Origin of the sequence: Leifsonia sp. 2MCAF36, assembly GCF_052115525.1 — a bacterium.
In the GTDB taxonomy this organism is placed as follows: domain Bacteria; phylum Actinomycetota; class Actinomycetes; order Actinomycetales; family Microbacteriaceae; genus Leifsonia.
On record NZ_JBFRGV010000005.1, the window covers coordinates 31,003 to 54,740 of the forward strand.

Genomic DNA, 23,738 nt, shown 5'->3' on the forward strand with positions numbered 1-23,738 from the left:
TCTGGTGGTCGTGTCGGTCAGGCTCTCGGGCGGTGGATCACCTTGGGAGCCGCGACCGCCTTCAGGCCGTCGACGCCGAACTCGAGCCCGTAACCCGAGCCCTTCACGCCGCCGAAGGGCGCCAGCGGGTGAAGGGTGCCATGGCGATTGATCCACACCGAGCCCGCCTTGAGCTTGCCGGCCACTTCTGATGCGGCCGCGAGGTCGGAGGACCACACGGACGCGCCAAGACCGACGTTCAGGCGATTGGCGTTCCTCACCGCCTCGTCCACCTCGGTGTACTTGATGATCGGCAGCACCGGCCCGAACTGCTCTTCGTCGACGATGGGATCGCCGTCCGTGACGTCGGCGACGAGGGTGACAGGGTAGAACAGGTCGCCCAGTTCCTTCGCCGGGCTGCCTCCCGTGACGATGCGTGCCCCGCGGGCGCGCGCATCCTCCACGAGTCCGCTCACGATCTCGAACTGAGCCTGGTTCTGCACCGGTCCGAGCAGGCTGGTCTCATCCAGGCTGGGACCCAGCGGCACGGAGGTGCTGAAACGGACGAGCGCGTCGATGACGTTCTCGTACTGCGACTCGTGCACATACAGTCGCTTGAGCGCGGCGCAGGTCTGGCCGGTGTTGATGAAGGCGCCCCAGAAGAGGTCACCCACGATGGCCTCGGGGTCCGTGTCAGGGAGCACGATGCCGGCGTCATTGCCGCCGAGTTCCAGCGTCAGGCGAGCGAGGTTGCCGGCCGAACTCTCGATGATGCTCCGGCCGGTGGCCGTGGAGCCGGTGAACATGATCTTCGCGATGCGACGGTGCGCGGCGAGGAGCGCTCCGACATCGCGGCCGGCAGAGATGCCGATGAGGACATCGGCCGGGAGCGCTTCGTTCAGTATGGAGATGAGTGCCAGCACGCTCAGCGGTGTGTAACCGGAGGGCTTGACGATCACAGTGTTGCCCATGCGCAGGGATGGGGCGATCTGCCAGATGCCGATCATCAGGGGCCAGTTCCACGGACCGATGGCGGCGACCACCCCGAGCGGCTCATACACGAGCTCGGCGACGAGATTCTCGTCCTCGACCACCACCTGCGGGTCGAGCTGGAGGTCGGCGGTGACGCGCAGCCAGGTGGACACGGCCCCGACCTCGAAGCGGGCGTTGGGGCCGTTCAACGGCTTTCCCTGCTCACGGGCCAGGAGTTCGACGAGGGCCTCGGACGACCCGTCGACGAGGTCGGCGGCCCGGCGGAGCGCGTTCGCACGAGCGGCATCACCCAGGGCGGCCCAGCCGGGTTGGGCCCTGTCCGCGCGGCTGATCGCCGATTCCAGGTCGTCGGCGCTGTGCAGCGGCGCGTAGCCGATCAGTTCGCCGGTCGCGGGTTCGCGCACCGGCTTGCCGGAGGTGTCATCGCCCAGCACTCGCTGGAGCAGTTCATCGTAGGTGGTCATGGTGCGAAACCTCGATCTCGTCGGTTCGGGGGTCAGTGGTGGTCGGAAGCGGAGGCGAGCGGACCCGGCACCTCGGGAGCGGTGCGGCGTGGCCGGCTGGCCAGGAACCCGACGAGGAAGCAGATCGGGACGATCATCAGAAGCACGATCGCGGTCGTCAGCTCGCCGCCGATCAGTGCGGTGAAGTTCGACACGACCAGGAAGAGCACGCCCAGCAGGAGGACGGCGGAGAGGCTCGGGGCGATGACCGTCTGCCATGGCTTGCCGCCCTCCCGATTTCGGGCGAAATAGACGACGACGGAGGCCGAGCAGAGGACGTAGAGCACCACCAGCGCGGCGACGGAGACCCCGCTGAGCCACGAGAACAGGGTGAGCACCGGGTCGAGTCCGAGGAGGGCGAAGGGCAGGACGAGCACCAGCGACATCACGGTCTGCACCCACGCTGCGGCGAACGGTGCCTGGTGCCGGTTCGTCCGCGAGACCCGAAGGGGCAGGGAGCCGTCGACGCCGAGGGAGTGGAGATACCGGTTGATGCCGTTGTGGAACGCGAGGATACCGGCGAACAGCGAAGTCACCAGCAGGATGCTCGCAACGATTCCCGACCAGCCGCCGAGCACACCGTCCAGGGCCTTGAACACGAACGAGGTGGAGTCGCCCGACTGAACCGCCTTGCCGGCGGCCGCGGTGACCTTCGATGCGCCGTAGTAGCTCACGAACATCCACGCGACGAACGACAGGAAGATCGAGATGACGGCGACCGACAGGTACGTCGCGCGTGCCACGGTGCGACGGGGGTCCTTCGCCTCGCCGGAGTAGATGGCGGTCGACTCGAACCCGAACATGGACGCGACGGCGAACATGAGGGCGACTCCAGGTGCGCCGGAGAGAACCGCGCTCGGCGAGAAGCTGGCGACCGGGTTGAAGCCTTCCGGTCCGCCGCCCATGAAGAGGACACCGAAGGAGAAAGCCAGCAGGACGGCCACCTCGCACGCAACGAGGATCGCGAGCACTCGGGCGCCGAGTTCGATGTTCAGCGATCCGAGGACCTGGACCAGCGCCACCGTCACGATCACCGGCACCCACCAGGGCAGGCTGAGCCCGAGGCCGGCGAAAAGGGCAGAGACCGATACGCCATAGAGCCCGTACATGGCTGCCTGCACGGTCGCATACGCGAGGATCGCGAGCCACGCCGCGCCGGAACCGGTACGTCGGCCGAACGCGGCTCCGACGTATGCGTAGAACGCGCCGTTCACCTTGATTCGGCGCGACATGGCGATGAACCCGACGGCGAAGAGGGTGATCACGATGCCGATGACCACATACGCCCCGGGGGCTCCCGCACCGTTGCCCAGGAAGACAGTCAGCGGAAGGGCTCCTGCGATGGCGGTCAGCGGCGCTTGCGCCGAGAGGACGAAGAACAGGATGCCGAGAACGCCGACGGCGTTTCGGCGCAGACCGGACGACGGCGACGCCGGCTCGGCGGACTCGGAGGCGACAGGCAAGGGTGACGCTGAAGCGGTCATGAGGATCTTCCTTGATCTCGGGTGGGAAATGTTACGCGCCGGCGATCGCCGATGCGTGGGTGGTGAGGGGTGCGTCAGTGCGGATGGTGCTGCGGGCTGCGGCGAGCCCGCTTTGAATCGCCCCGTCGATGAAACCGCCCCAGCCGTCGGCGAGGTCGGATCCTGCGAAGCGGATGGTGCCGACAGGAGCTTGGAGCGACGCGAGCGACTCCGTAAGGAATCCCGTTCGGTGCATCGGCCACGTCTCTCCTGCGTACGGGTCAGCGACCCAATCGTGGCCGACCGTCTCGAGGACGACCGCGTCGGGTACCAGACGTCGCAACGTCTCCTGAACGAGACCCAGGTCGGCTGGGCCGGCCGCCGTTGCATCGGGGCCGAAGCAGACTACGATCGTCGAGCCATCCCGGATGTACTCGGTCTGGAAGAAGTTGAGCGGCCAGTCGGCGGAGCCGAGGGCGACGAACGGAGCCCGCTCGCCTTCCAGCCGTGCCCAGATCTTGGTGCCAAGGCCCGCTTGACCTCGCTCGATCGCGCTCGTCGACGGTGCCGGAAGCTCAGGCTCGAACACGATGCGTCGGAGAGCGTGCAAGGGTGCGGTGACGATCACAGCGGAGGCGTGCAAGACGGAGCCGTCGACCAGCTCGACCGTCGCACCGTCTGGCGTCTCGACGATCCGTCGCACTTCACTCTCGAGCCGCAGGTCTCCGGCGATGTCGGCGGCGATGGCTTCGGCAAGCCGTCGGGTACCGCCCTCGATCTTGTAGGTGGCGCACGCTTCGAAGTTGACCCGCCAGTCCCCGTTGGTCAGCGCGACCCAGCGGAGCGCTTGGGAGAAAGCTGCGTCGTCCAGCCGCCCGTTGAAGTTCAGAGTCCAGAACGACTCGAGGAGCTCCTGCTGCACAGGCGGCAGGTCGAGTTCGGCGATCGCCCGCGTCATGCTGATGTTGTCCGCGTCGGACAGAGCTCGCGCGCCGATCGCCCGGCAGTCGAAGGGCTGCGGGAACAACGCGCGCGACTCGCGGCCGAGGAGGACGTTGGGGAGATCCAGCAGTTCGAGCAGATCGTCAGGAGTTCCCGTGTGTGCGCGTCCGTCGCTCCACCAGTGAGCGATCTCAGGAGTGGGGCTCGTGAGGATCCCGATCCCGTAGCGTTGCAGCTCGGCCCAGACGAACGGCTGGGTCCAGTGGACCCACGTGCCGCCGAGCTCCAACTCGATCCCGAACTCCGGACGCGTCCAGGTGCGGCCGCCGATCCGGTCCCGTGCCTCGACGACGGCGACGTGGCGTCCCCGCTGCGAGAGCTCGCGCGCGGCGACCAGGCCGGCGAACCCGGCGCCGACGACAACGACGTCGTAATGGTTCTCGTTCATCGCACGTGCCTAGCTGTAGACGAAGAACTCGACGACCGGCTCATGGATGGTCCAGCGGGTCGAGACGCCCTCGTTGAGTGTCGCGCCTGCTCCCGGGCCGAGTTCGAGTGCCGGATTGCCGTCGATCTCCAGGCTCAGACGGCCTTGAAAGATGAAGATGGACTCGTCGGCCTCACCCACCACGGTGAACGGTTCGGGAGCGTCTTCGGGGCTGACGACCCAGAAGCCGGCCGCGCTGGTGACACGGCCTCCTTCGCCGAAACGACGGACCCACTGGACCCGACCGACTTCGAACGGTTCGAGCGCCGATTCGTCGTACGAACCTGCGGAGAATTCAGTTTGATCAGCCATCGGGGTCTCTCCTCCACATTGAGGTGCCGGCGCGGAGCGCGGCTAAACTAAGCAACTGCTTAGTGAATGTAAGCAGATGCTTAGTTCCGTGTCAACAGGTGCGTTCGAGTCGGTACCATCGACGAATGAAGAGAAACGGCCGCGCGGCGTACGGCACGGGGCGCGACCTGCTGATCGAGGCCGCGATCCGCGTGGTCGCGAGCAAGGGCCTCCGGGGGCTCACCTACCGTGCGGTCGGCGAGGAAGCCGGCGTGAACAACACCCTGGTGGCGCACCATTTCGGTAGTAGGGACGCCCTCCTCGCGGCAGCCCTCGACGGCGTGACGCAAGCCGCAATCGATTCGACCCGGCTGATTCTGTTCTCCACCTCGGAAGAGGAGTTCATCGAGGCCCTGCTGAACACCACGAGATCCACCCCCGAACTCCATGCGTTCCAGTACGAGATGATCCTGGAGGCCAGGCGTAATCCCGCCTTTCGTCCCGCAGTGCAGAAGCTGTACGCGGATTACATCGAGGCGATGAGGGACGGTTTGACGGCATTCGGGATCACCGACAACATCGTCTCAGTCGCCCGAATGACCTTCGCGAGCCTGGACGGGCTCGTGATGCAGTACATCGCCGGAGTCGATGAGGAATCCATCCGGGATGCCATCCGGGCGGTCTGGAACGAGCTCTCGGCGCTCGCCGGGCAGCCGAATCGATCATGATCGGCGGAGCGCGCGCGCACTAACGTCGCCACTTAGTTGGTAGGCCCTGACCAGCATATTTATTGGGCGGAGACGGAGGTGTCTGAGTTCACGACATAGGTCTCAGTTGATAGGTGACAGCTGAGTCGGGTCATAGGCGACAGTCGGTCGCTGACCGCAGTTCGCACAGGTGGGCCACATCCAGTGGTGGGCCTCGGCCTCGAGGGTGCGACACGGCGTCCCGAAGGCGACCGCAGCCTCCAACTCGATCCGGTTGACCGGGACGCGGACGATTCGCTCGGACGCGGGCGGGACCATCCGCTCATTCTCCCTCCGGGCGGGGGCGTGCCTGGTGGCGGAGAAACGGGCGCGAATCTCCGACCGGCCGCGGTGTGTCGCGGTGTCGGAGAAACGGGCGCGAATCTCCGACCGGCCGCGGTGTGTCGGAGATCTGGCCCGGATGAGCGCGAGTCTCCGACGATAACGGCCGGATCGCCGACGATAGCGTCCGGATCTCCGACGCTACGCCGAGGCCGCGGGGCGGCTCCTCTCCGCAGCACCGTGAAAGGCAGTTTCAGCCGAGGCCCGTCCCCCGGGCTTGGCCGGCACACCCACCTCGGCCACGCTCCACCCACACCATCGACCCCGACCACAGCTACTGGCGCAACCAAGACAAGAGCCCGGCCAATGGCCGGGCTCTCCCTCAGTAACCTATGACGCGACTCAGGTGAGACCTATGTCGCGACTCATGACAGGGCGGAGACGGAGGGATTTGAACCCTCGGTCCCCTTACGGGGACTCCACCTTAGCAGGGTGGTGCACTAGGCCGAACTATGCGACGTCTCCAGCGCGACCGCGAGCGGACGCACGACGACCATCATATCGGACGATGCGCGGCCGTTCGAACAGGGGGCTCTCAGGTGCCGACAGGGACGTTGTCGACTGCGGTTCCCACGATCTGGCTGACCATCAGGATGAACCAGGTGAAGGCGATCGCGTAGCTCGCGATGCAGACCGCGACCGCCACCCACAGCGGCGCCATTCCACGGCCCCCGGCCACGCCGCGGACGATGATGCTGCGGCCGATCGGGTACACGATCCCGAGGAAGGACCACGCCCAGTGAAAGGGTCGCTCGACACCGCGACGGGTCAACTCACGGTAGTCGAGCCACGAAAAGACGATGGTTGCGGCCGCGAGCAGCCAGCTGATGCCCATCACGGCGAAGTACGCCGGTCCGCCGAGCAAGGCGAGCGGGTCGCGGACGACAACGGCCGAACCCGTCGCCGCCTCCTCGAACAGCGGCTGCGGGTGCAGTAGGAACAGCAGCAGCGTCGAAATGAGAGGCAGGACGGCGACCAACCAGATCCACACGGTGTAGACGGGCGTCTCGTCGGGCAGCCGCCGGCGCTGCGCGGGCGCGTACGGCGACCGACCATACGGGGACGCCGTGACCTGCTCGGTCCACCGGACGCCGTCCCACCAGCGGAGCCCGCCGGAGCCGTGCGGGTCCGGGTACCAGCCGGCCAGCGGCGCCGCAGCATCCGACATCGGGGCTCAGGAGTCCTTGCCGACGGCGGGCTCGCCGACGAACTGGTGCGCTTCGGAGGCCAGCTCCGGCCAGTCCTGCGCGTCCGCGATCCGCACCCAGGCGCCCTTCGCCTCGCTGCGACCGGCGGGGACCGCGGTGGCGACCCCGCGGCCGATGAGGTCCTCGGCGCGCTGCTGCGGAAGGTCGAGCGCGAGCTCGGTGCCGTCGAGGTAGGCGAACAGCCTCCCGTGCACGTGCAGACCGGTCGCGGTCACCGTGACGTCCAGGTCCGGGTCCTCCAGGAGGCCGGCGGCCAGCAGTTCGAACGAGGGTACGGGGCTGTCGGTCATGCGATTCCTCTCAGTCGGCAACGGCTCAAGGAGGGTCGAATCGAGCCTGCCCTCGCCACTGCGCTGGCGCGATCCTAACGCGGATCCGCCAACGCTCGGCGATGCCCCCTCAGCTCACCGTGATCGCGATGAGTCCCGCGACGCCCAAGAAGTACAGAACAAGGACGCTCAGCGAGTCGACGCCCATCCCGGCGATTCGTTTGCGGGGCCGGAAGACCAGCCCGACGGCGTAGACGACGGTCAGCAGCACCGCGATTGCGGTCAGGTAGATGTCGGATGCGTTCGCCCGGGGCAGCACCGATCGACCGCTGATCAGCGTGGCCACGAGGAAGAGGACCGGAAGGAAGGCATTGCCTCCGAAGATGTCGCTGATCGCCAGGTTGTCGTCGCCCTGCCTGACCGACTGGAGACCCGTGGAGATCTCGGGAAGGCTGGTCGCCAACGCGAGGACGGTCGCCCCGAAGAGGACCCCGGAGATGCCGACCTGCTTGGACGCCGCGTCGCCCGCGAGTTCGAGCGCGACACCGGAGGCGAGCGTGGCGAGGGCGGCGACCCCGAAGATGACCGCGGCCTTCGCAGTGCTCATCCGGTCGGAGTCCTTCGCGGTACGGGTGCGGTGGCCGCTCGGGTGCGGAGTCGTCGTGTCCGGTGCTGCGCCGTCCTCGTGCCAGGGCAGGCCCTTGCCGGCGCGCCGCACCAGGAACAGTCCGACGACCCAGATCGCGGCGATGAGGACGACGTCGGGTGTCAGCCGTGCGAAAAGCAGGCCGGACGGAAGCTGGCTGCCGGCGATCACGACCGCGAGGACGGCGATGACGACCACGGCCTCCAGCACCAGCCCAAGGGATGCGGCGCGGTAGGTGATCGGCTGGACCCCGGCGCCGCGCTTGCCGAACACATCCAGCACGACGATGACCACCGTCTGCAGGGCGATGCCGCCCAGGATGTTGCCGACGGCGACGTCGATGGAGCCGGAGCCGGCGGCGCTGACCGTGATCGCGATCTCGGGCAGGTTCGTCGCCACCGCCAGCACGATGAGGCCGCCGAGGGCGCTGCCCAGGTGCAGCCTCCCGTCCAGCACATCCGTGGTCTTCGACAGTTGGATGCCGGCGAACCAGATGACGGCCGCGCCGGCGACGAAGATCAGCAACAACAGCCAGAGCGGCAGGGAGTCCATTGGCGATCAGCCTTCCGAGAACGTGTACTCAAATGCAAATATTGCACACGCGCAAAGAAAGGCAATCCCCTGGACGTCAGGATGTGCGCATCGAGACGGCACTCACCGCATGTCGCGGGCAAGAACGGTCTTCTCGTGCGCCGCGCTGTGGCCGACCGTTGCTGCCAGCGCGCTGATGACCGCGGCGAGTCCCAGCGGCGCCGCGATGTTCAGACGCAGAAGCAGAGCGCCGACCAGCGCGCCCAGCGCGATCAGCGCAACGGCCGCGGCGCGACGGCGCCAGGGCTGGCCGGAGCCGCCCGCGAGCCGCGAGTCCGCCGCGAGGCCGGTCAGCGTTGAGGTCACCACGACCGTGGTGACGTCCTTCACGGCGAGGTGCCGGGCGACGGCCGCCTGGAATCCCATCGTCGCCGCCAGCAGGGTGGTGATGGCGAGCTCCCACGGCTTGGGTGGGACGCCTCCCGTCAGGATGGTGATGGTCGTGAGCAGCAGCAGGGCGACGGCGACGGCGGTGAACGACCAGCTGGTGCGAGTGTTCCACCCCGTCGACTCCCGACGCAGGGTCCGCCCGCCGATCACCGCCCCGGCCATGAAGGCGAAAAGCGCGATGAGGGGACCCACCCACGGCAGGCCGTCGGCGCCGGCCAGCGCCATGCCGAGTACCACGACGTTGCCGGTCATGTTGCCGGCGAACACCTTGTCCAGCCCGAGGTAGCCGACGGCATCCACGATCCCGGTGGAGAAGGTGAGCGCGAGCATGAGCAGCACGGTCAGGTCCCGCTGTCGCTCCTTGCCACCCGGCATCACGCCGCGCCTCCGGGATACGAACGCACGCTGGCTGCACCGTCGGAGCGCGGGTCGCTGCCCGCATCCATCGACCCGGGCCGCCCGACGACGATGAGGTTGGCATGGCCCACCAGCTCGCTGAGGCGCGGTGCCGGAGTAACACTGAGGCCCGTGTCGTCGAGCGACACCCGGGCAGCATCGGCGAGGTCGTCCTCCGCGTAGACGGCTGACGGCCGGTCCCCGTCGCGCTGTGCGCCGACCACCGCACGCGGAGCGGAGACCGCCTCGGCCGCCGTCTTTCCGGCCATCGCCTGCAACAAGGTCTGCGCATGGATCTGCGGCTGCCCCTGGCCACCCATCACCGCCGACACGTAGCGGACGGCCGACCCCTCAGTGACGATCACCGGCATCAGGGTGTGCAGGGGTCGCTTTCCCGGCGCCAGCGCGTTCGGCGAGGCGGGGTCGAGCGAGAAGCTGGTACCGCGATTGTGCAGCAGGATGCCGGTGGCCGGCTCGACGACGGCGGCCCCGAAGGCGTGGTAGACGCTCTGGATGAGAGACACCGACCAGCCGGAGGAGTCCGACGCCGCAATGCCCACTGTGTCACCCCGGGGCGGGCGGAACCCCGGCGCGACCGCTTCCGTCGACGCCTCGGCGGTCTCCTCGAAGAGGGTGGCCGTGCTGCCGTGGGTGAGGCGCGGGTCGCCCAGGTATTCGTCGCGGACGGCGTTGGCTTCGAAGAATCGCTCCAGCATCGTCCCGAACGACGCCCCCAACGGGTCGACGACGCCGTCCCTCTCCAGTCCTTCCAGTACGCGCAGGAGCACGAATCCGTGCGTGTTAGGCGGGCTGGTGAGCAGGTCGAGGCCGCGGAACCGGCCGACCAGCGGCTCGACGATCTCCGGGTGGAACAGCATGAGGTCGGCGTAGCCGATCGGCGAGCCCAGGCCGATCAGCCCGGCGACGAAGGAGGCGGTCAACGACCCGTCGTAGAGTGCCGATGCACCCTCGCTGCGAAGCGCGTCGAGGGTGTCGGCGAGCGCGCTCTGACGCAGGACATCTCCCAGAGCCGGCGGACGGCCCCCCGGCAGGAACACCTCCCGGAAGCCGGGGTCGAATCGGATGGCGTCCCGCTCCTCCACGAACGCCGCGGCCAGCGACCGCGACACGGTCATGCCGTCGCGTGCGGCGTCGACAGCGTCGGCGAAGAGCTCGTCCCACGGACGCTGCCCGCCCATCCGGTGAATCGAGTCCCAGCCGCGCACCGCGCCCGGGACCGTGACCGTGTCGATACCCCGATAGGGCAGGGTCTCGCCGTGCACATCCCGGAGCTTCACCGGGTCGACCGCGTACCCGGTCGGGCCGGACGCGTTGACGCACCGGGTGCGCCCGGAGGGATCGCGCACCAGCGCGATCAGGTCGCCGCCGATACTGACGTTGTGCGGGTAGACGACGCTGAGCGTTGCCGCGGCCGCGAGTGCGGCATCGAGGGCGTTCCCACCGCGCTCGAACGCTCGCTCCGCTGAGCGGGTGGCCGCGGAGTGCGGGGTGGCGACGGCGCCGGTGAGGGTGGTGGCAGGCATGGTTCTCCCTTGTTTCGGAGGCAGCGGTGGAGCAGCCGGTTCGCTCAGAGGATCTTCGACAGAAACGCCTGAGTCCGCGCATGCTGCGGGGAAGCGAAGAGGTTGGCGGGCGTGGCGACCTCGATGATGCTGCCCGCATCCATGACGACGACGCGGTCCGCGACTTCGCGCGCGAACCCCATCTCGTGGGTGACGACGACCATCGTCATGTCGTCGGCGGCGAGCTCCCTCATCACGTCGAGCACCTCGCCGATCATCTCCGGGTCGAGGGCACTGGTCGGCTCGTCGAACAGCATCAGGCGAGGCCGCATGGCCAGCGCTCGCGCGATGGCGACACGCTGTTGCTGGCCGCCCGACAGCTTGTTCGGACGCGCGTCGGCTTTGTCCACCAGCCCGACCCGGGCGAGCAGCGACTCGGCCTGCGCGAGTGCCTCCTTCTTCGCCACTCCGCGAACGCGCACGGGTGCGTGCCAGATGTTCTCCAGCGCCGTCATGTGGGGGAAGAGATTGAAGTGCTGGAAGACGAAGCCGATCTCCTGCCGCTGCCGCATGAGGGCGGTACGGGATGCGGCCGTGCGCTTGCCGTCACCGGTCACGCGGTAGCCGACCGGCTGCCCGGCGACGAGGAGGTCGCCCCGGTCGATGGTCTCCAGGCCGTTCATGGTGCGGAGGAATGTGGTCTTGCCGGCGCCGGACGGCCCGACGAGCACGACCACCTCGCCCGGCCGGACCTCGAGGGAGACGTCCCGGAGGATCTCCCGACCGCCGAGACTGCGACAGACGTTGCGGGCGGTGACGAGGGGGGCCGCATCCGTGCCCATGGTGTTCGTGTCGTTCACGTCAGAGCTCCTGCTGGGGGACGGCGATGGGTGTGAGCGGTGCTCCGCGGCGGCCGCCGAAGAGCCGCTGCCACGGCGAGACGGTCGCCTCGATACCGACGCGCGCGTTCAGCCGCTTCTCGATGGAGGCCTGCACCACCGTCCAGACCGTGGTGAGTGCGAGGTAGTAGATGGCGACGACCGCGAAGATCTCGAAGGTGCGGAACGTGGCCGCGCTGATGCTCTGGGAGACGAGGAACATCTCGGAGACCCCGATGACGCTGAGGATCGACGTGCTCTTCATCAGCCCGTTGAACGAGTTGCCCAGCGGCGGGACCATCAGCCGGAGCGCCTGCGGCAGGATGATCCACCGCATCGCAGAGCCGCCGGACATCCCGAGCGCTTCGGCTGCTTCGCTCTGACCGATCGGAACCGAGTCGAGACCGGCGCGGATGATTTCCGAGATATAGGCGCTCTCGTTGACCACGAGTCCGACGATCGCGGCCTGCACGGCCGCCTTCACCAGCAGGCCGCCCAGCTCCACATCCTCGAATCGGAACACATTCGCCGCCGCGAACCCGGTGTAGATGAGGACGAGCTGCACCAGCAGCGGCGTCCCCCGGATCAGCCAGATGTAGAAGCTCGCGACCACCCTGAGCGGGGCGAACCGCGAGCGCCTCATCAGCGCGACCACCAGTCCGACGATCAGCGCGCCGACCATCGCCAGCACGGAGATCACGATCGTGAGGACGAGCCCCTGCAGGAACGGCGCCCCGGGGGTCAGCAGGTTCTTCCAGAAGAACGCCCAGTCGAAGCTCATGCGTCAGCCCTTCTGCGTGTAGGCGAGCTGCGACTGACCCCACTGGCTGAGGATCTTCTTGTAGTCGCCCGAGCTCACCACGTCGTCGAAGGCCTTCTGGACGGCGGTATGCAGCTTCGCGTCGCCCTTCAGCGTGGCCGCTCCGATGTCCACCGCGTCGGTCGGCTTCCCCACCTGCTGGATGCCTGCGGTGCCCTGCTTCTGGTAGTAGCCGATCAGCTCCGCCGCGTCCATGTAGGCGTCGATCTGGCCGCTCACGAGTTGCTGGAAGCCGACCGTCGCCTGGTTGTTGGTGCTGATGTCGAGCGCGCTCTTGCCTGCGCTGGTGCACTTGGTGGACTGCGCCTCGGCCAGCGACTGTGCGGTGGTGCCGACGGTGACCATGACCTTCTTGCCGCACAGGCTGTCATTCAGCCCGGTGACCCCGTTCTTGGAGCCCTTCTTCACCGCGACGCCGGAAGCCGAGGTCAGGTACGGGACGAAGTCGACGACCTTCTCACGGGCCGGCTTGATGTACAGCGACGCCATGATCACGTCGCACTGCTTCGCCTGCAGGCTCGGGATGAGCGCAGAGAAGTCGACCGTGACGAAGTCGGGTTTGAGCCCGAGGCGACCGGCGACGGCCTTCGCCAGGTCGATCTCGCTGCCGATCAGTGCGCCGCTGGCGTCTGTCGAGATGTTCGGCGGCGAGCCGAGGTTGGTCGTGCAGATCGACAGCGTGCCGGCGCTCCGGATGGCCGGCGGCGCGACCGTTGCGACGGCGGTGCTGCCGCCCCCCGGTTGGCCCGAAGCGGCGGAACAGCCGACAAGCGTGAGGGCGGCTGCGGTCGCGACCGCAGCGGCGATGAAGCGTGTAGTGGTGTGCATGGGATCTCCGTCGATGCTCGATGCTCACGGCTCGGATGAGCCGTGAGCAGACTATCAATCGATAGGTTCTTTGTCTATCAATTGATAGACGATGGATGTTGCCAACCTGTTTCGAGCAGGTCTCGGCTCGAAGAAGAACCCGAAGCGGACGTCGCTAGACGGGGTCGACGGCGTCCAGACGGGACTCCGTCGCGGCCCGAACGGCGGCCAGCCGGGCCGGGTCCGACAGAACGGCGCGCAGAATGAAGTCGGAAAGCTGCAGCGGTCGCTCAGAAACCGGGGCGGTCGCGTTCGTCTCGCGCTCGCGCATCCCTTCGAACTGCAAACCGGTGATCGCCCGCTGGATGAACACCGGGTCCACCCCCAGGAACTCCCCCGCCTCGACGCCCGCGCTCACGAGCTGCTGAGTGCGCTGGTGGAAGCGCTCGATCTCCCGCCGCTGGCCCTCGAACTCCGGCTCGGTGAAAATGGCATCGCTGTAATACCCGCGGGCGTCGTACGGAAGCGTCAGATAGTCCCGTGAACTCGCCGCCAGGAAGAAGTGGAACCGCTCGGCCCAGGATGTGTCCAGCGCCTCCGCCTGCACCAGCCGGTCCATGGTCTGCCGCAGATCCGCATCCACCAACTCGGCGAGGATCTGGTGCTTCGCCGAGAAGTGATAAAAGAGGGACGGCTGCCGGATGCCCACCGCGTCCGCGATGTCGCGCGTGGTGGTGCCGTAGTACCCGTGCCGGCCGAACAGCCGCGCAGCCTGCAACAGGATCTGCTGTCGCGTGCTGCCCCCTGTCATGTCCTCACTCTATCCAGCGCCGCGGGAGGGTGCTCTTCGGAGGCCCTCCACGCGGCAACTGCTACGACTCCCGCTGCTTCGGCGAGCGTTCGTGGGTGCGCGACGGGTCGCGCTCGACGACTCCGCCGAGCACCTCATCGATGCGTCCGAGCAGCTCGCCCGGGATGGTGACGCCGGAGGCCTTCACGTTCTCCGCGACCTGCTCCGGACGGGACGCGCCGATGATCGCCGCGGCGACGTTCTCGTTCTGCAGCACCCAGGCGACCGCGAGCTGCGCAGGAGTGAGTCCGAGCTCCCGCGCGATCGGCGCCAGCTCCTGGACGCGGGTCAGGACGTCGTCGGTGAGCCACCGCTTGACCGCGCCGGCGCCGCCCTTCTCGTCGGTGGCCCGGCTGCCATCCGGCAGCGGCGCCCCCGGCAGGTACTTGCCGCTGAGCACGCCCTGCGCGACCGGCGACCAGACGATCTGCGAGATGCCGAGTTCCTTCGAGGTCGGTACGACCTCCGCCTCGATCACGCGCCACAGAGCGGAGTACTCCGGCTGGTTCGAGATCAGCTGGATCTTGAGTTCCTTCGCAAGGGCCGCTCCGGCACGCAGCTGCTCCGCCGTCCACTCGCTCACGCCGATGTACAGCGCCTTGCCCTGCCGGACCACGTCGGCGAACGCCTGCATCGTCTCCTCGAGGGGCGTCTCGTAGTCGAAGCGGTGCGCCTGGTACAGGTCGACGTAGTCCGTCTGCAGACGGGACAGGGAACCGTCGATCGACTCGAGGATGTGCTTGCGCGACAGCCCGACGTCGTTGTGGCCCTTCGGTCCCGTCGGCCCGAACACCTTGGTGAAGATCTCCAGCGACTGCCGGCGCTCGCCCTTCAAGGTCTCGCCCAGCACGGTCTCGGCCGCGGTGTTGGCGTAGACATCGGCCGTGTCGAACGTCGTGATGCCCGCATCCAGAGCAGCACGAACGCACGCGGTAGCGGTGTCGTTCTCGACCTGCGACCCGTGGGTCAGCCAGTTGCCGTACGTGATCTCGGAGATCTTGAAACCGGAGTTCCCCAAGTACCTGAACTGCATGTCGTTCCCTTCGTCTGGCACGGCGCTTCGCCACTGCGATCGTAGGCACGCCGCATCCGACACCTCCAACAGAGACTTCTTCTCGAATTGAGTCGAACGGTCGATCAATCGGCGCCGCCCGGCTCGGAGTCAGCCTCGGGAGGGCAGCTCACCCGCCGGGAGAGACGTCGGAACCGTCGCCGACACTCGGAACGAACCTCCGGACAACCGCTGGTCGGGTGCTCCGGGGAGGCGCAGAACAGCATCGACGCCCGTGGGGAGTTCCGCCTCGACCGTGAGCTCGTCCCCGTGGAGGTTCCAGCGCACGGCGATGGGGCCGTGCGGACTCAGCAGTGACGTCTCGGCCTCCGTCAGCCCGCCGCCGGGTACCGGGGCGATGAGAACGGAGGAGTACCCGGGCGCTAGCGGCGCCAGCCCACCGATGACCCGGTGCATCCAGTCGGCGACCGCGCCGAGCGCGTAGTGGTTGAACGAGGTCATCTCGCCCGGGTTGATGGTACCGTCGGGGAGCATCGAATCCCAGCGCTCCCAGATCGTGGTGGCGCCCATCGTCACCGGGTACAGCCACGACGGTTCCTCCCGCTCGAGGAGGAGGTTGTAGGCGTCGTCCACGTGTGCGGTGCGGCTCAGCGCGTCGGTGATGAACGGGGTGCCGGCGAAACCGGTCGAGATGCGGTAGCCCGCCTCGGCCGCCAGCTCGGCCAACCGGTTGCCCGCGAACGTCTCCTCAGCGGAGTCGAGGATGCCGAACACGATCGCAAGCGAGTAGACGGTCGTGCAGTCGCTGCGGATGGTGCCGTCAGCGGCCACGTATTCGGCGTTGAACGCGGTCCGGAGCCCAGCGGCGATCGACTCGAACTCCTGCTGCTCCGCCGTCCGGCCCAGCAGGCGCGCGGTCTCAGCGACCAGCGACGCCGACCGGTAGGCGGACGCGGTGGCAACGACACCCTTGTCCGCTTTCGCCCGGGCAGGGTCCTCCGGCGGCGCATCCGGGTCGAGCCAGTCGCCGAACTGGAAGTCGCCGTCCCACACACCGGCCGGCGACAGTCGGGAGTGGACCCGGCGCACATGCGACGCCATCGAGTCGAACTGCCGACGCAAGACATCCTCGTCCCCGTACGCCTCGTACAGCGCCCAGGGCACCCACACGGCGGCGTCGCTCCAGACGGCGGTCGACTCGATCGGTCCGATCTCCTCCGGAACGCCGATCATGGTGAGGATGTCCGGGATGACGTAGCCGACGATCCCGTCGTGATGCTCCTGCTCAAGTGCGAGATCGACGAGCCAATCGCTGAGGAACCCGTCGACGTCATAGAGGAACGCGGCCGTCGGCGCGAAGGCGGCGATGTCGCCCGTCCACCCCAGGCGCTCGTCGCGCTGCGGGCAGTCCGTCGGAACGTCGACGAAGTTGCCGCGCATCCCCCACACCACGTTCTCGTGCAGCTGGTTCAGCAGCGGGTCGGAGGTGCGGAACTCACCGATCCGTTGCAGTTCCGAGCTGATCGCGACCGCCGTGAGGTCTTCGGCCTTCAGCTCCCCCGGCCAGCCCGAGACTTCCGCATAGCGGAACCCGTGGAACGTGAACGTGGGCTCGAACTCGTCCACGCCACCGCTGAGGATGTACCGGTCGGTCGCTTTCGCGCTGCGCAGCGGGCGGATGCCGAGCTCGCCATGCTCGAGCACCTCGGCGTGGCGGATGGTCACCTCCGTGCCTGCCGGTCCCTGGACACGGAGCTTGATCCAGCCGACCAGGTTCTGCCCGAAATCGACCAGCGTCTTCCCCGACGGGGATGTGGTGATCTCATGAACCGGAAGCGCGGCCCAGCGCCGAACCTTCGGCCCGATGTACGGCTGGAGGGTCGCGGTGTCGAACTCGACCGCGTGCACGCCCGTCCATCCGGCGCCGGAGAACCCGGCCCGCTTCCACGAGTCGTCCCGGAGGCGGGCGTCGATCGTCTGACCGTCGTACAGGTCGTTGGCGAGCACCGCGCTCGGACCGGACGCCCACGACTCGTCGGTGACGACGAGTTGCGTCGCGCCGTCCGCGAAGGTCACCTCGAGCTGGGCGAAGGCGCCGAGCTCGTCTCCGTAGTACGACCCGCCGCCTGCCCAGCCGAGCCGGCCGCCGAACCAGCCCTTGCCCAGGGCCAGAGCCAGAACACTGGTGCCCTCCAGCAGCGGGGCGACGTCGTAGGTCGCGTACCGCAGCCGCCACTGGTAGCTGCTCCAGCCGGGGGTCAGCAGGTCGTCGGCGACGGGGCGTCCGTTGACCCAGGCCTCCACGATCCCTCGTGCCGTCAGGGTGAGCGTGGCGGCGGTCACGGCACCGTGGCCCTCCTCCAGTGCGAACTCCCTGCGCAGCAGGGGTGCCCCGTCGAAGGCGGCGTCGGGGGCGATCATGCGGGCGTTCCAGTTCATGCGTTCGTTCTCCAGTCGGTTCATTGTGATGCGGAAATCAACCCTTGACCGCGCCGCTGGTGATGCCGGCGACGATCTGGCGGTTGAAGAAGATGTACGCCACGAGGGGCGGGATGGTGATCAGCAGGATGTCCATGAACAGCAGGTTGTAGAAGCTGAGGTTCTGACCCGAGAACGTGTAGAGCGTGGTCTGCACGGTCGCGTTGTCCGCCCCGGGGAGGAAGTACAGCGGGCCCTGGAAGTCGTTGAAGATGAAGACGGACTGTACGACGATGACGGTGACGATCACTGGCCGCAGCAGGGGCAGGATCACCTGGAAGAACAGGCGGATCCGGCCCGCGCCGTCGAGGACCGCCGCTTCGTCGAGCTCGCGGGGCACGGTGTTGAAGAAGGCGCGGAACAGCAAGATGGAGAACGAGAGTCCGAATGTCGTCTCGATCAGGATCATCCCCGGCATGGTCTTGAACAGTCCGACGGCCTGGAGCACCCAAATGGTCGGGACCACCGCCGGCGGCACGATCAGCCCGGCGAGCACGAAGAAGTTGACCACCGGACCCCACTTGCTGCGCTTGCGGGCGAGCACGTAGCCCGCCATGGCGGCGAGCACCACCACGAGGGCGACCGAGCAGATCGTCAGCACGGCCGAATTGACGAAGGCGCGCCAGATGAGACCGTCGCCGCTCTGCAGCACGGCGACCAGGTTCGGGAAGAACTGCCACTCCTTGGGCCAGGTGAACCCCAGGCTCGACGCGTCCTCCGGCGACTTGGACGCCTGCAGGATGACGAAGACGAGGGGCACCAGGAAGACGACGGCAGAGACGACGATGGCGATGACGCCGACGATCCAGGCCCGCGTGTGCTGCCGCTTCACAGCTCCACCTGCTTTCTGTTCAGGACGTACGACAGCGGCACCATGATGATGGTGACCACCAGGAAGAGGACGACGTTGCCGGCGGTCGAGAGTCCGAAGAAGCCCGCCTGGTACTGCTTGTAGATCACGGAGGCGATCACGTCGCTGGTGAAGCCGGGGCCGCCGCCGGTGGTGGCCCAGATGATGTCGAACGAGCGGAGGCCGCCGATCAGCGACAGGATGATCACGGTCGCCGTGGCCCCGCGGCTGAGCGGGAGGGTGATCCTCCGCAGGATCTGCCAGGAACTCGCCCCGTCGATCCTCGCCGCCTCGAAGTATTCACTCGGGATGGCGACGATGCCAGCCATGAAGATCAACGTTGCGATGCCCACGCCCTTCCAGATGTCGACGCCGGCGATGGAGTACAGCGCGAGGTTGGGGTCGGTGAACCATCCCGGCTGGGGCAGCCCGAAGAACCCCAGCACCCCGTTGACCATGCCGTGGAACGGATCGAGCAGCGACTTCCAGAGGATGCCGACGCCGATCGTCGAGAGCAGCACCGGGAAGAACACCACCGCCCGCAGGTAGCCGCGCCCGACCACCGGCGAGGTCAGCAGCAGCGCCAGCAGGAACCCGATGACGACCTTCGCCGCCGACGTGAGGAAGGCGTAGATCAGGGTGTGGATGAAGCTCGTGTAGAGCTGCGGATCCTGGAAGAACTGAACGAAGTTGGCGAACCCGATGAACTGCGAGTCGAACAGCGACCACCGCGTCAGCGAGAAGTAGAACGAGGCGATCGTGGGGACGGCGAAGAACACCACGTAGAGCACGAGCGCCGGGATGAAGAACCAGGTGGGGTAGTGGGAGCGCATCCGCGCCCTCCGCGTGCTCTGCGGGGGCGGGCTGCTGACCTCTGTGATGATGTCGCCCGCCTGGACGGCGGTCGCGGGAGTGGCCGTCGACATAGTGTGCTCCTCGTCGAGTCTTCTGTCTGCGTCTGCGCCCCGGCCGGGACGCCTGCGGCTCGGGGCCGCGAGGGGCGCCCGGGCCGGCGACGGATCACCGGCCCGGGCGGGAATCACCAGCCCTTCAGGCCGAGCTGCTGCGCCTGAGCCTTCACATCCTGGTCGTAGAGGGCAGCGCCCTCCTTGGCCGACGAGATGCCCGAGCCGACCTGGATCAGGATCTTCTCGAGGTTCGGACCCTTGATCGGCGAGAGGAACTCGAGCGCCAGGCCGGTCTTCTTGTCGTCCTGGTACTTCAGCTCGTCCTTCACCAGCGCCGGTGCGTCATCCGGAATCTTGCAGGTGCTGATGGCGAACGGTCCTGCCGGGGTTCCTGCGCTGTTCTGGATGTCGCATCCGGCCGGCGAGTTGATGAACGCCACGAGCTTCTTGGCGGCTGCCAGCTTGTCGCCTGTCGTGCTCTTCGGGATGTAGGCGCCGTTCGACTCCCAGACCGTCGCGTGCGGGTCGCCCGACTCGGTCGGCATCGCGAAGTAGCCGATGTCGTTCAGCTGGTCGGGGTTGCTCTGCACCACGTTGCTGATCACCGTGGTGATCATCGGGTACTGCGCGCCCGCACCCGTCGCCAGCATCTTCAGCGCGTTGACGTTGGTGAGCGAGGCGTAGTCCTTGTTCATCAGCCCCTTGTCGAAGATCTCACGGGTGTGGGAGAACCCGGCGAGAGCCGGGGGGTTCGAGTACTTCGCCTTGTTGTCGGTGTAGTCCGTGGCCCAGTTCGAATCCTGGGCGCTGACGTTGGCGAAGTCGGCGAGGACGAACAGCTGACTGGTCCAGGTGTCGCCGTACGAGACGATCACGGGGGCGATGCCGGCGGCCTGGATCTTCTCGCTGTTGCTGATGAATTCGTCCCAGGTCTTCGGCACGGTGAGGCCGAGCTTCTCGTAGACCTTCTTGTTGTACATGATGCCGCCGTCGAAGGTGGTGCCCCACGGGGCGCCGTAAAGTCCCTTCTCGGTGCTGACGGTCTTCTTGAAGTCGTCGGTCAGTTGCTTCGCCCACGACTCGTCGGTCAGCGGCTGGAGAGTGGTGTCGGGGTGCAGCGCCTGGAGGAGCGAGCCGGAGTTGTACAGGAAGACGTCGTTCATGTCTCCGGTCGAGAGCCGGGTCTTGATCAGGTTGTCGCCGTCGGTTCCTCCCGGACGCGTTTCGACCTTGACCGTGATGGACGGGTTCGCCTTGTGGAAGCCGGTCGCCAGGTCTTTGGCGAATTTCGTGGCGGCGGGGTCGTTGCCGCCGGCCAGGAGCGAGATCGTCGTGGCGCCGGACGAACCGCCCGATGAACTGCAGCCGGCAAGCGCCGCTCCGGCGAGCGCGAGGGCGCCCAGCACGGCGACGACCCTCCCTGTGCTCGTAGTGATGTGCATCGAGTACCTCCTTGTATCGACCCTGGGTGCGTGACGTAGCACAATCGATTAAATCGATTTGATAGGACCGTAGGGGACTCGCCGCGGTTCGTCAAGAAAAATTCTGTAACGATTCAGCGCGGCTTGTTACGGACGCAGCGTGCTTCCCCGCACCGCGAGGCTCGACTCGAGCATCTCGACCGAAATCACCGGAGGTTCGTCCCGGTTCAGGATGCTGCGGTGCAGCATCTGCACCGCGCGCTGGGCCAGTTCCTCCACCGGCCGGCGCACCGAGGTGAGCGGGACCACGGCTCCGGAAGCGAAGTCGATGTCGTCGAACCCGACGATCCCCATCTCGTCCGGGACGCGGATCGTGCCGAAGACGGCGTTCAGCACGCCGACAGCGACCAGGTCGTTGACGGCCACGATGCCGCTGGGCCGCTCGTCCGGCGGCATCGCCACCAACTGTTCGCCCACCCGACGGCCGCTCGAGATGCTGCGCTCGTCGAGAGGGATCACCGTCAGCGATGCGCCGGGAGTCGCGTCCACGACCGTGCGGACGCCCTCCAGCCGTCGGCCGATGATGCCGATCCCATCGTTGTCGCCGACGAAAGCCAGACGACGGTGCCCGACGTCGACGAGGTGCTCAGCGGCAAGCCGGCCGCCTTCGACGTCGTCGTACGATACCGACGACGCGAAGCCGTCGACGCTGTCGGTGAAGACGACCGCGATTCCCTGCGAGGTGAGGCGCTTCGCAGCGCCCTCTGCGTCGCCGACCGGCGTCAGGATCACACCGTCGACCCGTTGCCGGACGAAGATGTCGAGCAGCTCGGTCTGCAGCTCTGGATCTCCCTCGCTGCTCACGTTGAGCGCGATGTACCCCAGACGCCGCGCCTCGCGATCAGCGGCGGCGACGAACTCGGCCGAGTAGGGGTTCGCAACCTCGAACGCCAGGTGGCCGATCGTCTTCGTCTCGCGGCGGCGCAGCGATCGCGCGGCGTCGTTCGGCACGTAGCCGAGCTCCTCGATCGCCCCGCGGATGCGCTCGGCGGTCGCCTCGGCGACGCGTGACGGATTGTGGAAGTAGTTGGACACCGTTCCCGGCGACACACCGGCGTGCGCCGCGACGTCTGCCACCCGAACGAATACCACACGGTCATTCTCCCGCATCGGCGGTCGCCCGGCGCCCGGCTGGCCTGATGTGGCGGGCCGGTTCTAGCTGCCGTCGCGAAAGTCGCTCGGGATCGTCGTGCTGTACGTGATGTGGTCGAAGGCGGCGGAGCATTCGTCGCCCATGGGCGCCTGGGCGAGGAAGCCGACGCGGACGGGACCGTCGAACGCGAGCCGGAACACCCGGACGAAGTGCCAGTACTGGCCGTCAGCCGAGGAATGGAACGCCCACCCGCTGCCGGAGCGCACGATCCGTAGGTAAACGGCGTCCTCCGGTACGCGTACCGAGTTGCAGTCGTCGGAGAACGTGTTGGTCACGACCGAGACGACCATCGCCTCCCCCTGGGGTGAGAACTCGAAGCACAACTTCGCCCAGTGATCCCGATCTCCCCAGATCGCCAGCACGCCGGCATCGAAGGTCGTCCGCTCCGTGAGGACGCGGATGCGCGCAGACAGCGAGAAGTCTCCGGTCGGCACGAAGCCGAGCGCTGTCGCGGCATGCTGTTGCGGGCCGCCGAACGCGTCATTCGTCCAATCGGAACCGGCATCCGCCGTCACCGTGAGCAGGCCGTCGCCGGCAGTCGAGTCGTGCTCGACGTACTCGGCCGTCCCGTGGGTGCCGCTCCAGTCGAGCGGTGGAAGGGCGGGAATGTTGATCGTCATCCGTGCACAGTACCGAACCGGGTCCTAAACTCACTCATGCACCAGCTCACCCGTGACCAAGCGCGCCGCATCGCGGTGCAGGCGCAGCTCCTGGATGCAGATCGTCCCGACGATGTCGTCGGGGTCGCCGAGCAGCTCGGCGCCATCAAGATCGACCCGACGGCCACCATCGCGCCGGCCGAGCACACCATCCTCTGGTCGCGGATCGGCTGGACGTACGACAGGGCGCAGCTTTCGAAGGCCGTCGAATCGGACCGGTTGCTGTTCGAGTTCGACGGCGCCTTCCGTCCGGTGAGCCTGCTGCCGCTGATGATGCCGGCCATGCGGCGCTGGCCGCGCCGCGAGACCAGCCGGCAGTGGTTGCAGGCGAACGACCGCTTCCGCAGCGAGGTTCTGGCGCGACTGCGGGCGGAAGGTCCCCTCCTGGCGAGCGAGATCCCGGACACCGCCGACGTGGTTCGTCCGCCGGATGGCTGGTACGGGCCCAACCAGGTCGTGCACATGCTCGACTTTCTGCAGCGGCAGGGCGAGGTGGCGGTCATTGGGCGCGACGGACGCCACCGGCGCTGGGATCTGGCCGAGCGGGTCTACCCGCGCGATCTGCCCGAATACGAGGAGGACGAGGCCGAGCGGATGCTGAACGAGCGGCGGCTGCAGGCGGTCGGTATCGCCAAGCAGCGATCACCGTGGAGCCCGGTCGGGGATGCCGGCGAGCCGGCGGTGGTCGAAGGGATGCGCCAGAAGTGGCGCGTCGACCCTGAGGCACTCGCCGCGCTCGAGAACGACTCGGGTGGGCGGGCGGCCTTCCTCAGCCCGTACGACGGGATGCTTTTCGATCGTCCGCGGCTGCGGGAGCTGTTCGAGTTCGACTACGTGCTCGAGCAGTTCAAGCCGAAGCCGCAGCGGAAGTTCGGGTACTTCGCCCATCCGATCCTGATGGGCGATCGCTTCGTGGGGATGCTCGACGCCGAGGTCGACAGGGAGCGCGACGAGCTGAAGGTCACCGCCGTTCACGAGTTCGCGCCCTTCGACGACGACGAGCACGACATGGTCCGGGCCGAGATCGCCGACCTGGGTCGGTGGTTGGGCGTCGGGATCCCGGAGTGGTGACG

General features: G+C 67.5%; 22 protein-coding genes and 1 tRNA gene. 2 read left to right on the forward strand and 21 right to left on the reverse strand.

Annotated elements, in window-relative coordinates; all coding sequences use genetic code 11:
• Nucleotides 1–17: 17 nt before the first annotated feature.
• The 4 genes from AB4079_RS09040 to AB4079_RS09055 are packed head-to-tail and all read right to left on the reverse strand — an operon-like array spanning nucleotide 18 to nucleotide 4,679.
• The gene (locus tag AB4079_RS09040) at nucleotides 18–1,436 is read right to left on the reverse strand and encodes an aldehyde dehydrogenase family protein (RefSeq protein ID WP_441786961.1); all 1,419 of its coding nucleotides are present in this window, start codon (nucleotides 1,434–1,436) and stop codon (nucleotides 18–20) included.
• Nucleotides 1,437–1,468: 32 nt separating this feature from the next.
• Nucleotides 1,469–2,959, reverse strand: coding sequence for an APC family permease (locus tag AB4079_RS09045; RefSeq protein ID WP_441786962.1), 1,491 nt, complete (start codon nucleotides 2,957–2,959; stop codon nucleotides 1,469–1,471).
• A 31-nt stretch (nucleotides 2,960–2,990) separates the two neighbouring features.
• A complete protein-coding gene (locus tag AB4079_RS09050; RefSeq protein WP_441786963.1) occupies nucleotides 2,991–4,328 on the reverse strand; it encodes a flavin monoamine oxidase family protein in 1,338 nt (445 codons plus the stop codon).
• A 9-nt stretch (nucleotides 4,329–4,337) separates the two neighbouring features.
• Nucleotides 4,338–4,679: a cupin domain-containing protein gene (locus tag AB4079_RS09055; RefSeq protein ID WP_441786964.1), complete on the reverse strand. Its 342-nt coding sequence runs from the start codon at nucleotides 4,677–4,679 to the stop codon at nucleotides 4,338–4,340.
• A gap of 125 nt (nucleotides 4,680–4,804) precedes the next feature.
• Between AB4079_RS09055 and AB4079_RS09060 the strand changes: the two genes are divergently transcribed.
• Nucleotides 4,805–5,386, forward strand: a complete 582-nt coding sequence (locus tag AB4079_RS09060; RefSeq protein ID WP_441786965.1) for a TetR/AcrR family transcriptional regulator — start codon at nucleotides 4,805–4,807, stop codon at nucleotides 5,384–5,386.
• Nucleotides 5,387–6,122: 736 nt separating this feature from the next.
• Here AB4079_RS09060 and AB4079_RS09065 read toward each other — a convergent pair.
• The 17 genes from AB4079_RS09065 to AB4079_RS09145 form a co-directional block, all read right to left on the reverse strand.
• A tRNA-Ser gene (locus tag AB4079_RS09065) sits at nucleotides 6,123–6,211 on the reverse strand.
• A 70-nt stretch (nucleotides 6,212–6,281) separates the two neighbouring features.
• On the reverse strand, nucleotides 6,282–6,914 hold the full coding sequence (locus AB4079_RS09070) for a DUF2510 domain-containing protein (protein ID WP_441786966.1): 633 nt from the start codon (nucleotides 6,912–6,914) through the stop codon (nucleotides 6,282–6,284).
• Nucleotides 6,915–6,920: 6 nt separating this feature from the next.
• Complete coding sequence (locus AB4079_RS09075) at nucleotides 6,921–7,244, reverse strand: hypothetical protein (RefSeq protein WP_441786967.1); 324 nt, start codon at nucleotides 7,242–7,244, stop codon at nucleotides 6,921–6,923.
• A 109-nt stretch (nucleotides 7,245–7,353) separates the two neighbouring features.
• Complete coding sequence (locus AB4079_RS09080; protein ID WP_441786968.1) at nucleotides 7,354–8,421, reverse strand: sodium:calcium antiporter; 1,068 nt, start codon at nucleotides 8,419–8,421, stop codon at nucleotides 7,354–7,356.
• A 102-nt stretch (nucleotides 8,422–8,523) separates the two neighbouring features.
• On the reverse strand, nucleotides 8,524–9,225 hold the full coding sequence (locus AB4079_RS09085) for a YoaK family protein (protein WP_441786969.1): 702 nt from the start codon (nucleotides 9,223–9,225) through the stop codon (nucleotides 8,524–8,526).
• Nucleotides 9,225–10,790 carry a gamma-glutamyltransferase family protein gene (locus AB4079_RS09090; RefSeq protein WP_441786970.1) on the reverse strand — a complete coding sequence of 522 codons (1,566 nt, stop codon included), beginning with the start codon at nucleotides 10,788–10,790 and terminating at the stop codon, nucleotides 9,225–9,227. The genes AB4079_RS09085 and AB4079_RS09090 overlap by 1 nt, the downstream gene beginning before the upstream one ends.
• Nucleotides 10,791–10,834: 44 nt before the next feature.
• Nucleotides 10,835–11,611 (reverse strand): amino acid ABC transporter ATP-binding protein, encoded by a 777-nt coding sequence (locus AB4079_RS09095; protein ID WP_441787153.1) that lies wholly within the window; start codon nucleotides 11,609–11,611, stop codon nucleotides 10,835–10,837.
• 19 nt (nucleotides 11,612–11,630) lie between these two features.
• Nucleotides 11,631–12,428 (reverse strand): amino acid ABC transporter permease, encoded by a 798-nt coding sequence (locus AB4079_RS09100; protein ID WP_441786971.1) that lies wholly within the window; start codon nucleotides 12,426–12,428, stop codon nucleotides 11,631–11,633.
• A 3-nt stretch (nucleotides 12,429–12,431) separates the two neighbouring features.
• The gene (locus AB4079_RS09105) at nucleotides 12,432–13,295 is read right to left on the reverse strand and encodes an ABC transporter substrate-binding protein (RefSeq protein WP_441786972.1); all 864 of its coding nucleotides are present in this window, start codon (nucleotides 13,293–13,295) and stop codon (nucleotides 12,432–12,434) included.
• Nucleotides 13,296–13,449: 154 nt separating this feature from the next.
• The gene (locus AB4079_RS09110) at nucleotides 13,450–14,085 is read right to left on the reverse strand and encodes a TetR/AcrR family transcriptional regulator (RefSeq protein ID WP_441786973.1); all 636 of its coding nucleotides are present in this window, start codon (nucleotides 14,083–14,085) and stop codon (nucleotides 13,450–13,452) included.
• 61 nt (nucleotides 14,086–14,146) lie between these two features.
• Nucleotides 14,147–15,157, reverse strand: a complete 1,011-nt coding sequence (locus AB4079_RS09115) for an aldo/keto reductase family protein (protein WP_441786974.1) — start codon at nucleotides 15,155–15,157, stop codon at nucleotides 14,147–14,149.
• 129 nt (nucleotides 15,158–15,286) lie between these two features.
• Nucleotides 15,287–17,575, reverse strand: coding sequence for a family 78 glycoside hydrolase catalytic domain (locus AB4079_RS09120; protein ID WP_441786975.1), 2,289 nt, complete (start codon nucleotides 17,573–17,575; stop codon nucleotides 15,287–15,289).
• A 37-nt stretch (nucleotides 17,576–17,612) separates the two neighbouring features.
• Nucleotides 17,613–18,446 (reverse strand): carbohydrate ABC transporter permease, encoded by an 834-nt coding sequence (locus AB4079_RS09125; RefSeq protein ID WP_441786976.1) that lies wholly within the window; start codon nucleotides 18,444–18,446, stop codon nucleotides 17,613–17,615.
• Nucleotides 18,443–19,390: a carbohydrate ABC transporter permease gene (locus AB4079_RS09130; protein WP_441786977.1), complete on the reverse strand. Its 948-nt coding sequence runs from the start codon at nucleotides 19,388–19,390 to the stop codon at nucleotides 18,443–18,445. The genes AB4079_RS09125 and AB4079_RS09130 overlap by 4 nt, the downstream gene beginning before the upstream one ends.
• Nucleotides 19,391–19,503: 113 nt before the next feature.
• Nucleotides 19,504–20,814, reverse strand: a complete 1,311-nt coding sequence (locus AB4079_RS09135; RefSeq protein WP_441786978.1) for an ABC transporter substrate-binding protein — start codon at nucleotides 20,812–20,814, stop codon at nucleotides 19,504–19,506.
• A 126-nt stretch (nucleotides 20,815–20,940) separates the two neighbouring features.
• Complete coding sequence (locus AB4079_RS09140) at nucleotides 20,941–21,945, reverse strand: LacI family DNA-binding transcriptional regulator (RefSeq protein WP_441786979.1); 1,005 nt, start codon at nucleotides 21,943–21,945, stop codon at nucleotides 20,941–20,943.
• 63 nt (nucleotides 21,946–22,008) lie between these two features.
• Complete coding sequence (locus AB4079_RS09145) at nucleotides 22,009–22,626, reverse strand: DUF1349 domain-containing protein (protein WP_441786980.1); 618 nt, start codon at nucleotides 22,624–22,626, stop codon at nucleotides 22,009–22,011.
• A gap of 36 nt (nucleotides 22,627–22,662) precedes the next feature.
• Here AB4079_RS09145 and AB4079_RS09150 point away from each other — a divergent pair, with 36 nt between their 5' ends.
• The gene (locus tag AB4079_RS09150) at nucleotides 22,663–23,736 is read left to right on the forward strand and encodes a DNA glycosylase AlkZ-like family protein (protein ID WP_441786981.1); all 1,074 of its coding nucleotides are present in this window, start codon (nucleotides 22,663–22,665) and stop codon (nucleotides 23,734–23,736) included.
• The last annotated feature ends 2 nt before the right edge of the window (nucleotides 23,737–23,738 follow it).

Bases quoted from the DNA above. Each gene is read 5' to 3' on its own strand.
- AB4079_RS09040 (WP_441786961.1), bottom strand. From the start codon at position 1,436: ATGACCACCTACGATGAACTGCTCCAGCGAGTGCTGGGCGATGACACC.
- AB4079_RS09130 (WP_441786977.1), bottom strand. From the start codon at position 19,390: ATGTCGACGGCCACTCCCGCGACCGCCGTCCAGGCGGGCGACATCATC.
- AB4079_RS09100 (WP_441786971.1), bottom strand. From the start codon at position 12,428: ATGAGCTTCGACTGGGCGTTCTTCTGGAAGAACCTGCTGACCCCCGGG.
- AB4079_RS09075 (WP_441786967.1), bottom strand. From the start codon at position 7,244: ATGACCGACAGCCCCGTACCCTCGTTCGAACTGCTGGCCGCCGGCCTC.
- AB4079_RS09055 (WP_441786964.1), bottom strand. From the start codon at position 4,679: ATGGCTGATCAAACTGAATTCTCCGCAGGTTCGTACGACGAATCGGCG.
- AB4079_RS09095 (WP_441787153.1), bottom strand. From the start codon at position 11,611: ATGGGCACGGATGCGGCCCCCCTCGTCACCGCCCGCAACGTCTGTCGC.
- AB4079_RS09060 (WP_441786965.1), top strand. From the start codon at position 4,805: ATGAAGAGAAACGGCCGCGCGGCGTACGGCACGGGGCGCGACCTGCTG.
- AB4079_RS09070 (WP_441786966.1), bottom strand. From the start codon at position 6,914: ATGTCGGATGCTGCGGCGCCGCTGGCCGGCTGGTACCCGGACCCGCAC.
- AB4079_RS09090 (WP_441786970.1), bottom strand. From the start codon at position 10,790: ATGCCTGCCACCACCCTCACCGGCGCCGTCGCCACCCCGCACTCCGCG.
- AB4079_RS09045 (WP_441786962.1), bottom strand. From the start codon at position 2,959: ATGACCGCTTCAGCGTCACCCTTGCCTGTCGCCTCCGAGTCCGCCGAG.
- AB4079_RS09105 (WP_441786972.1), bottom strand. From the start codon at position 13,295: ATGCACACCACTACACGCTTCATCGCCGCTGCGGTCGCGACCGCAGCC.
- AB4079_RS09145 (WP_441786980.1), bottom strand. From the start codon at position 22,626: ATGACGATCAACATTCCCGCCCTTCCACCGCTCGACTGGAGCGGCACC.
- AB4079_RS09135 (WP_441786978.1), bottom strand. From the start codon at position 20,814: ATGCACATCACTACGAGCACAGGGAGGGTCGTCGCCGTGCTGGGCGCC.
- AB4079_RS09120 (WP_441786975.1), bottom strand. From the start codon at position 17,575: ATGAACTGGAACGCCCGCATGATCGCCCCCGACGCCGCCTTCGACGGG.
- AB4079_RS09110 (WP_441786973.1), bottom strand. From the start codon at position 14,085: ATGACAGGGGGCAGCACGCGACAGCAGATCCTGTTGCAGGCTGCGCGG.
- AB4079_RS09080 (WP_441786968.1), bottom strand. From the start codon at position 8,421: ATGGACTCCCTGCCGCTCTGGCTGTTGTTGCTGATCTTCGTCGCCGGC.
- AB4079_RS09150 (WP_441786981.1), top strand. From the start codon at position 22,663: ATGCACCAGCTCACCCGTGACCAAGCGCGCCGCATCGCGGTGCAGGCG.
- AB4079_RS09050 (WP_441786963.1), bottom strand. From the start codon at position 4,328: ATGAACGAGAACCATTACGACGTCGTTGTCGTCGGCGCCGGGTTCGCC.
- AB4079_RS09085 (WP_441786969.1), bottom strand. From the start codon at position 9,225: ATGCCGGGTGGCAAGGAGCGACAGCGGGACCTGACCGTGCTGCTCATG.
- AB4079_RS09115 (WP_441786974.1), bottom strand. From the start codon at position 15,157: ATGCAGTTCAGGTACTTGGGGAACTCCGGTTTCAAGATCTCCGAGATC.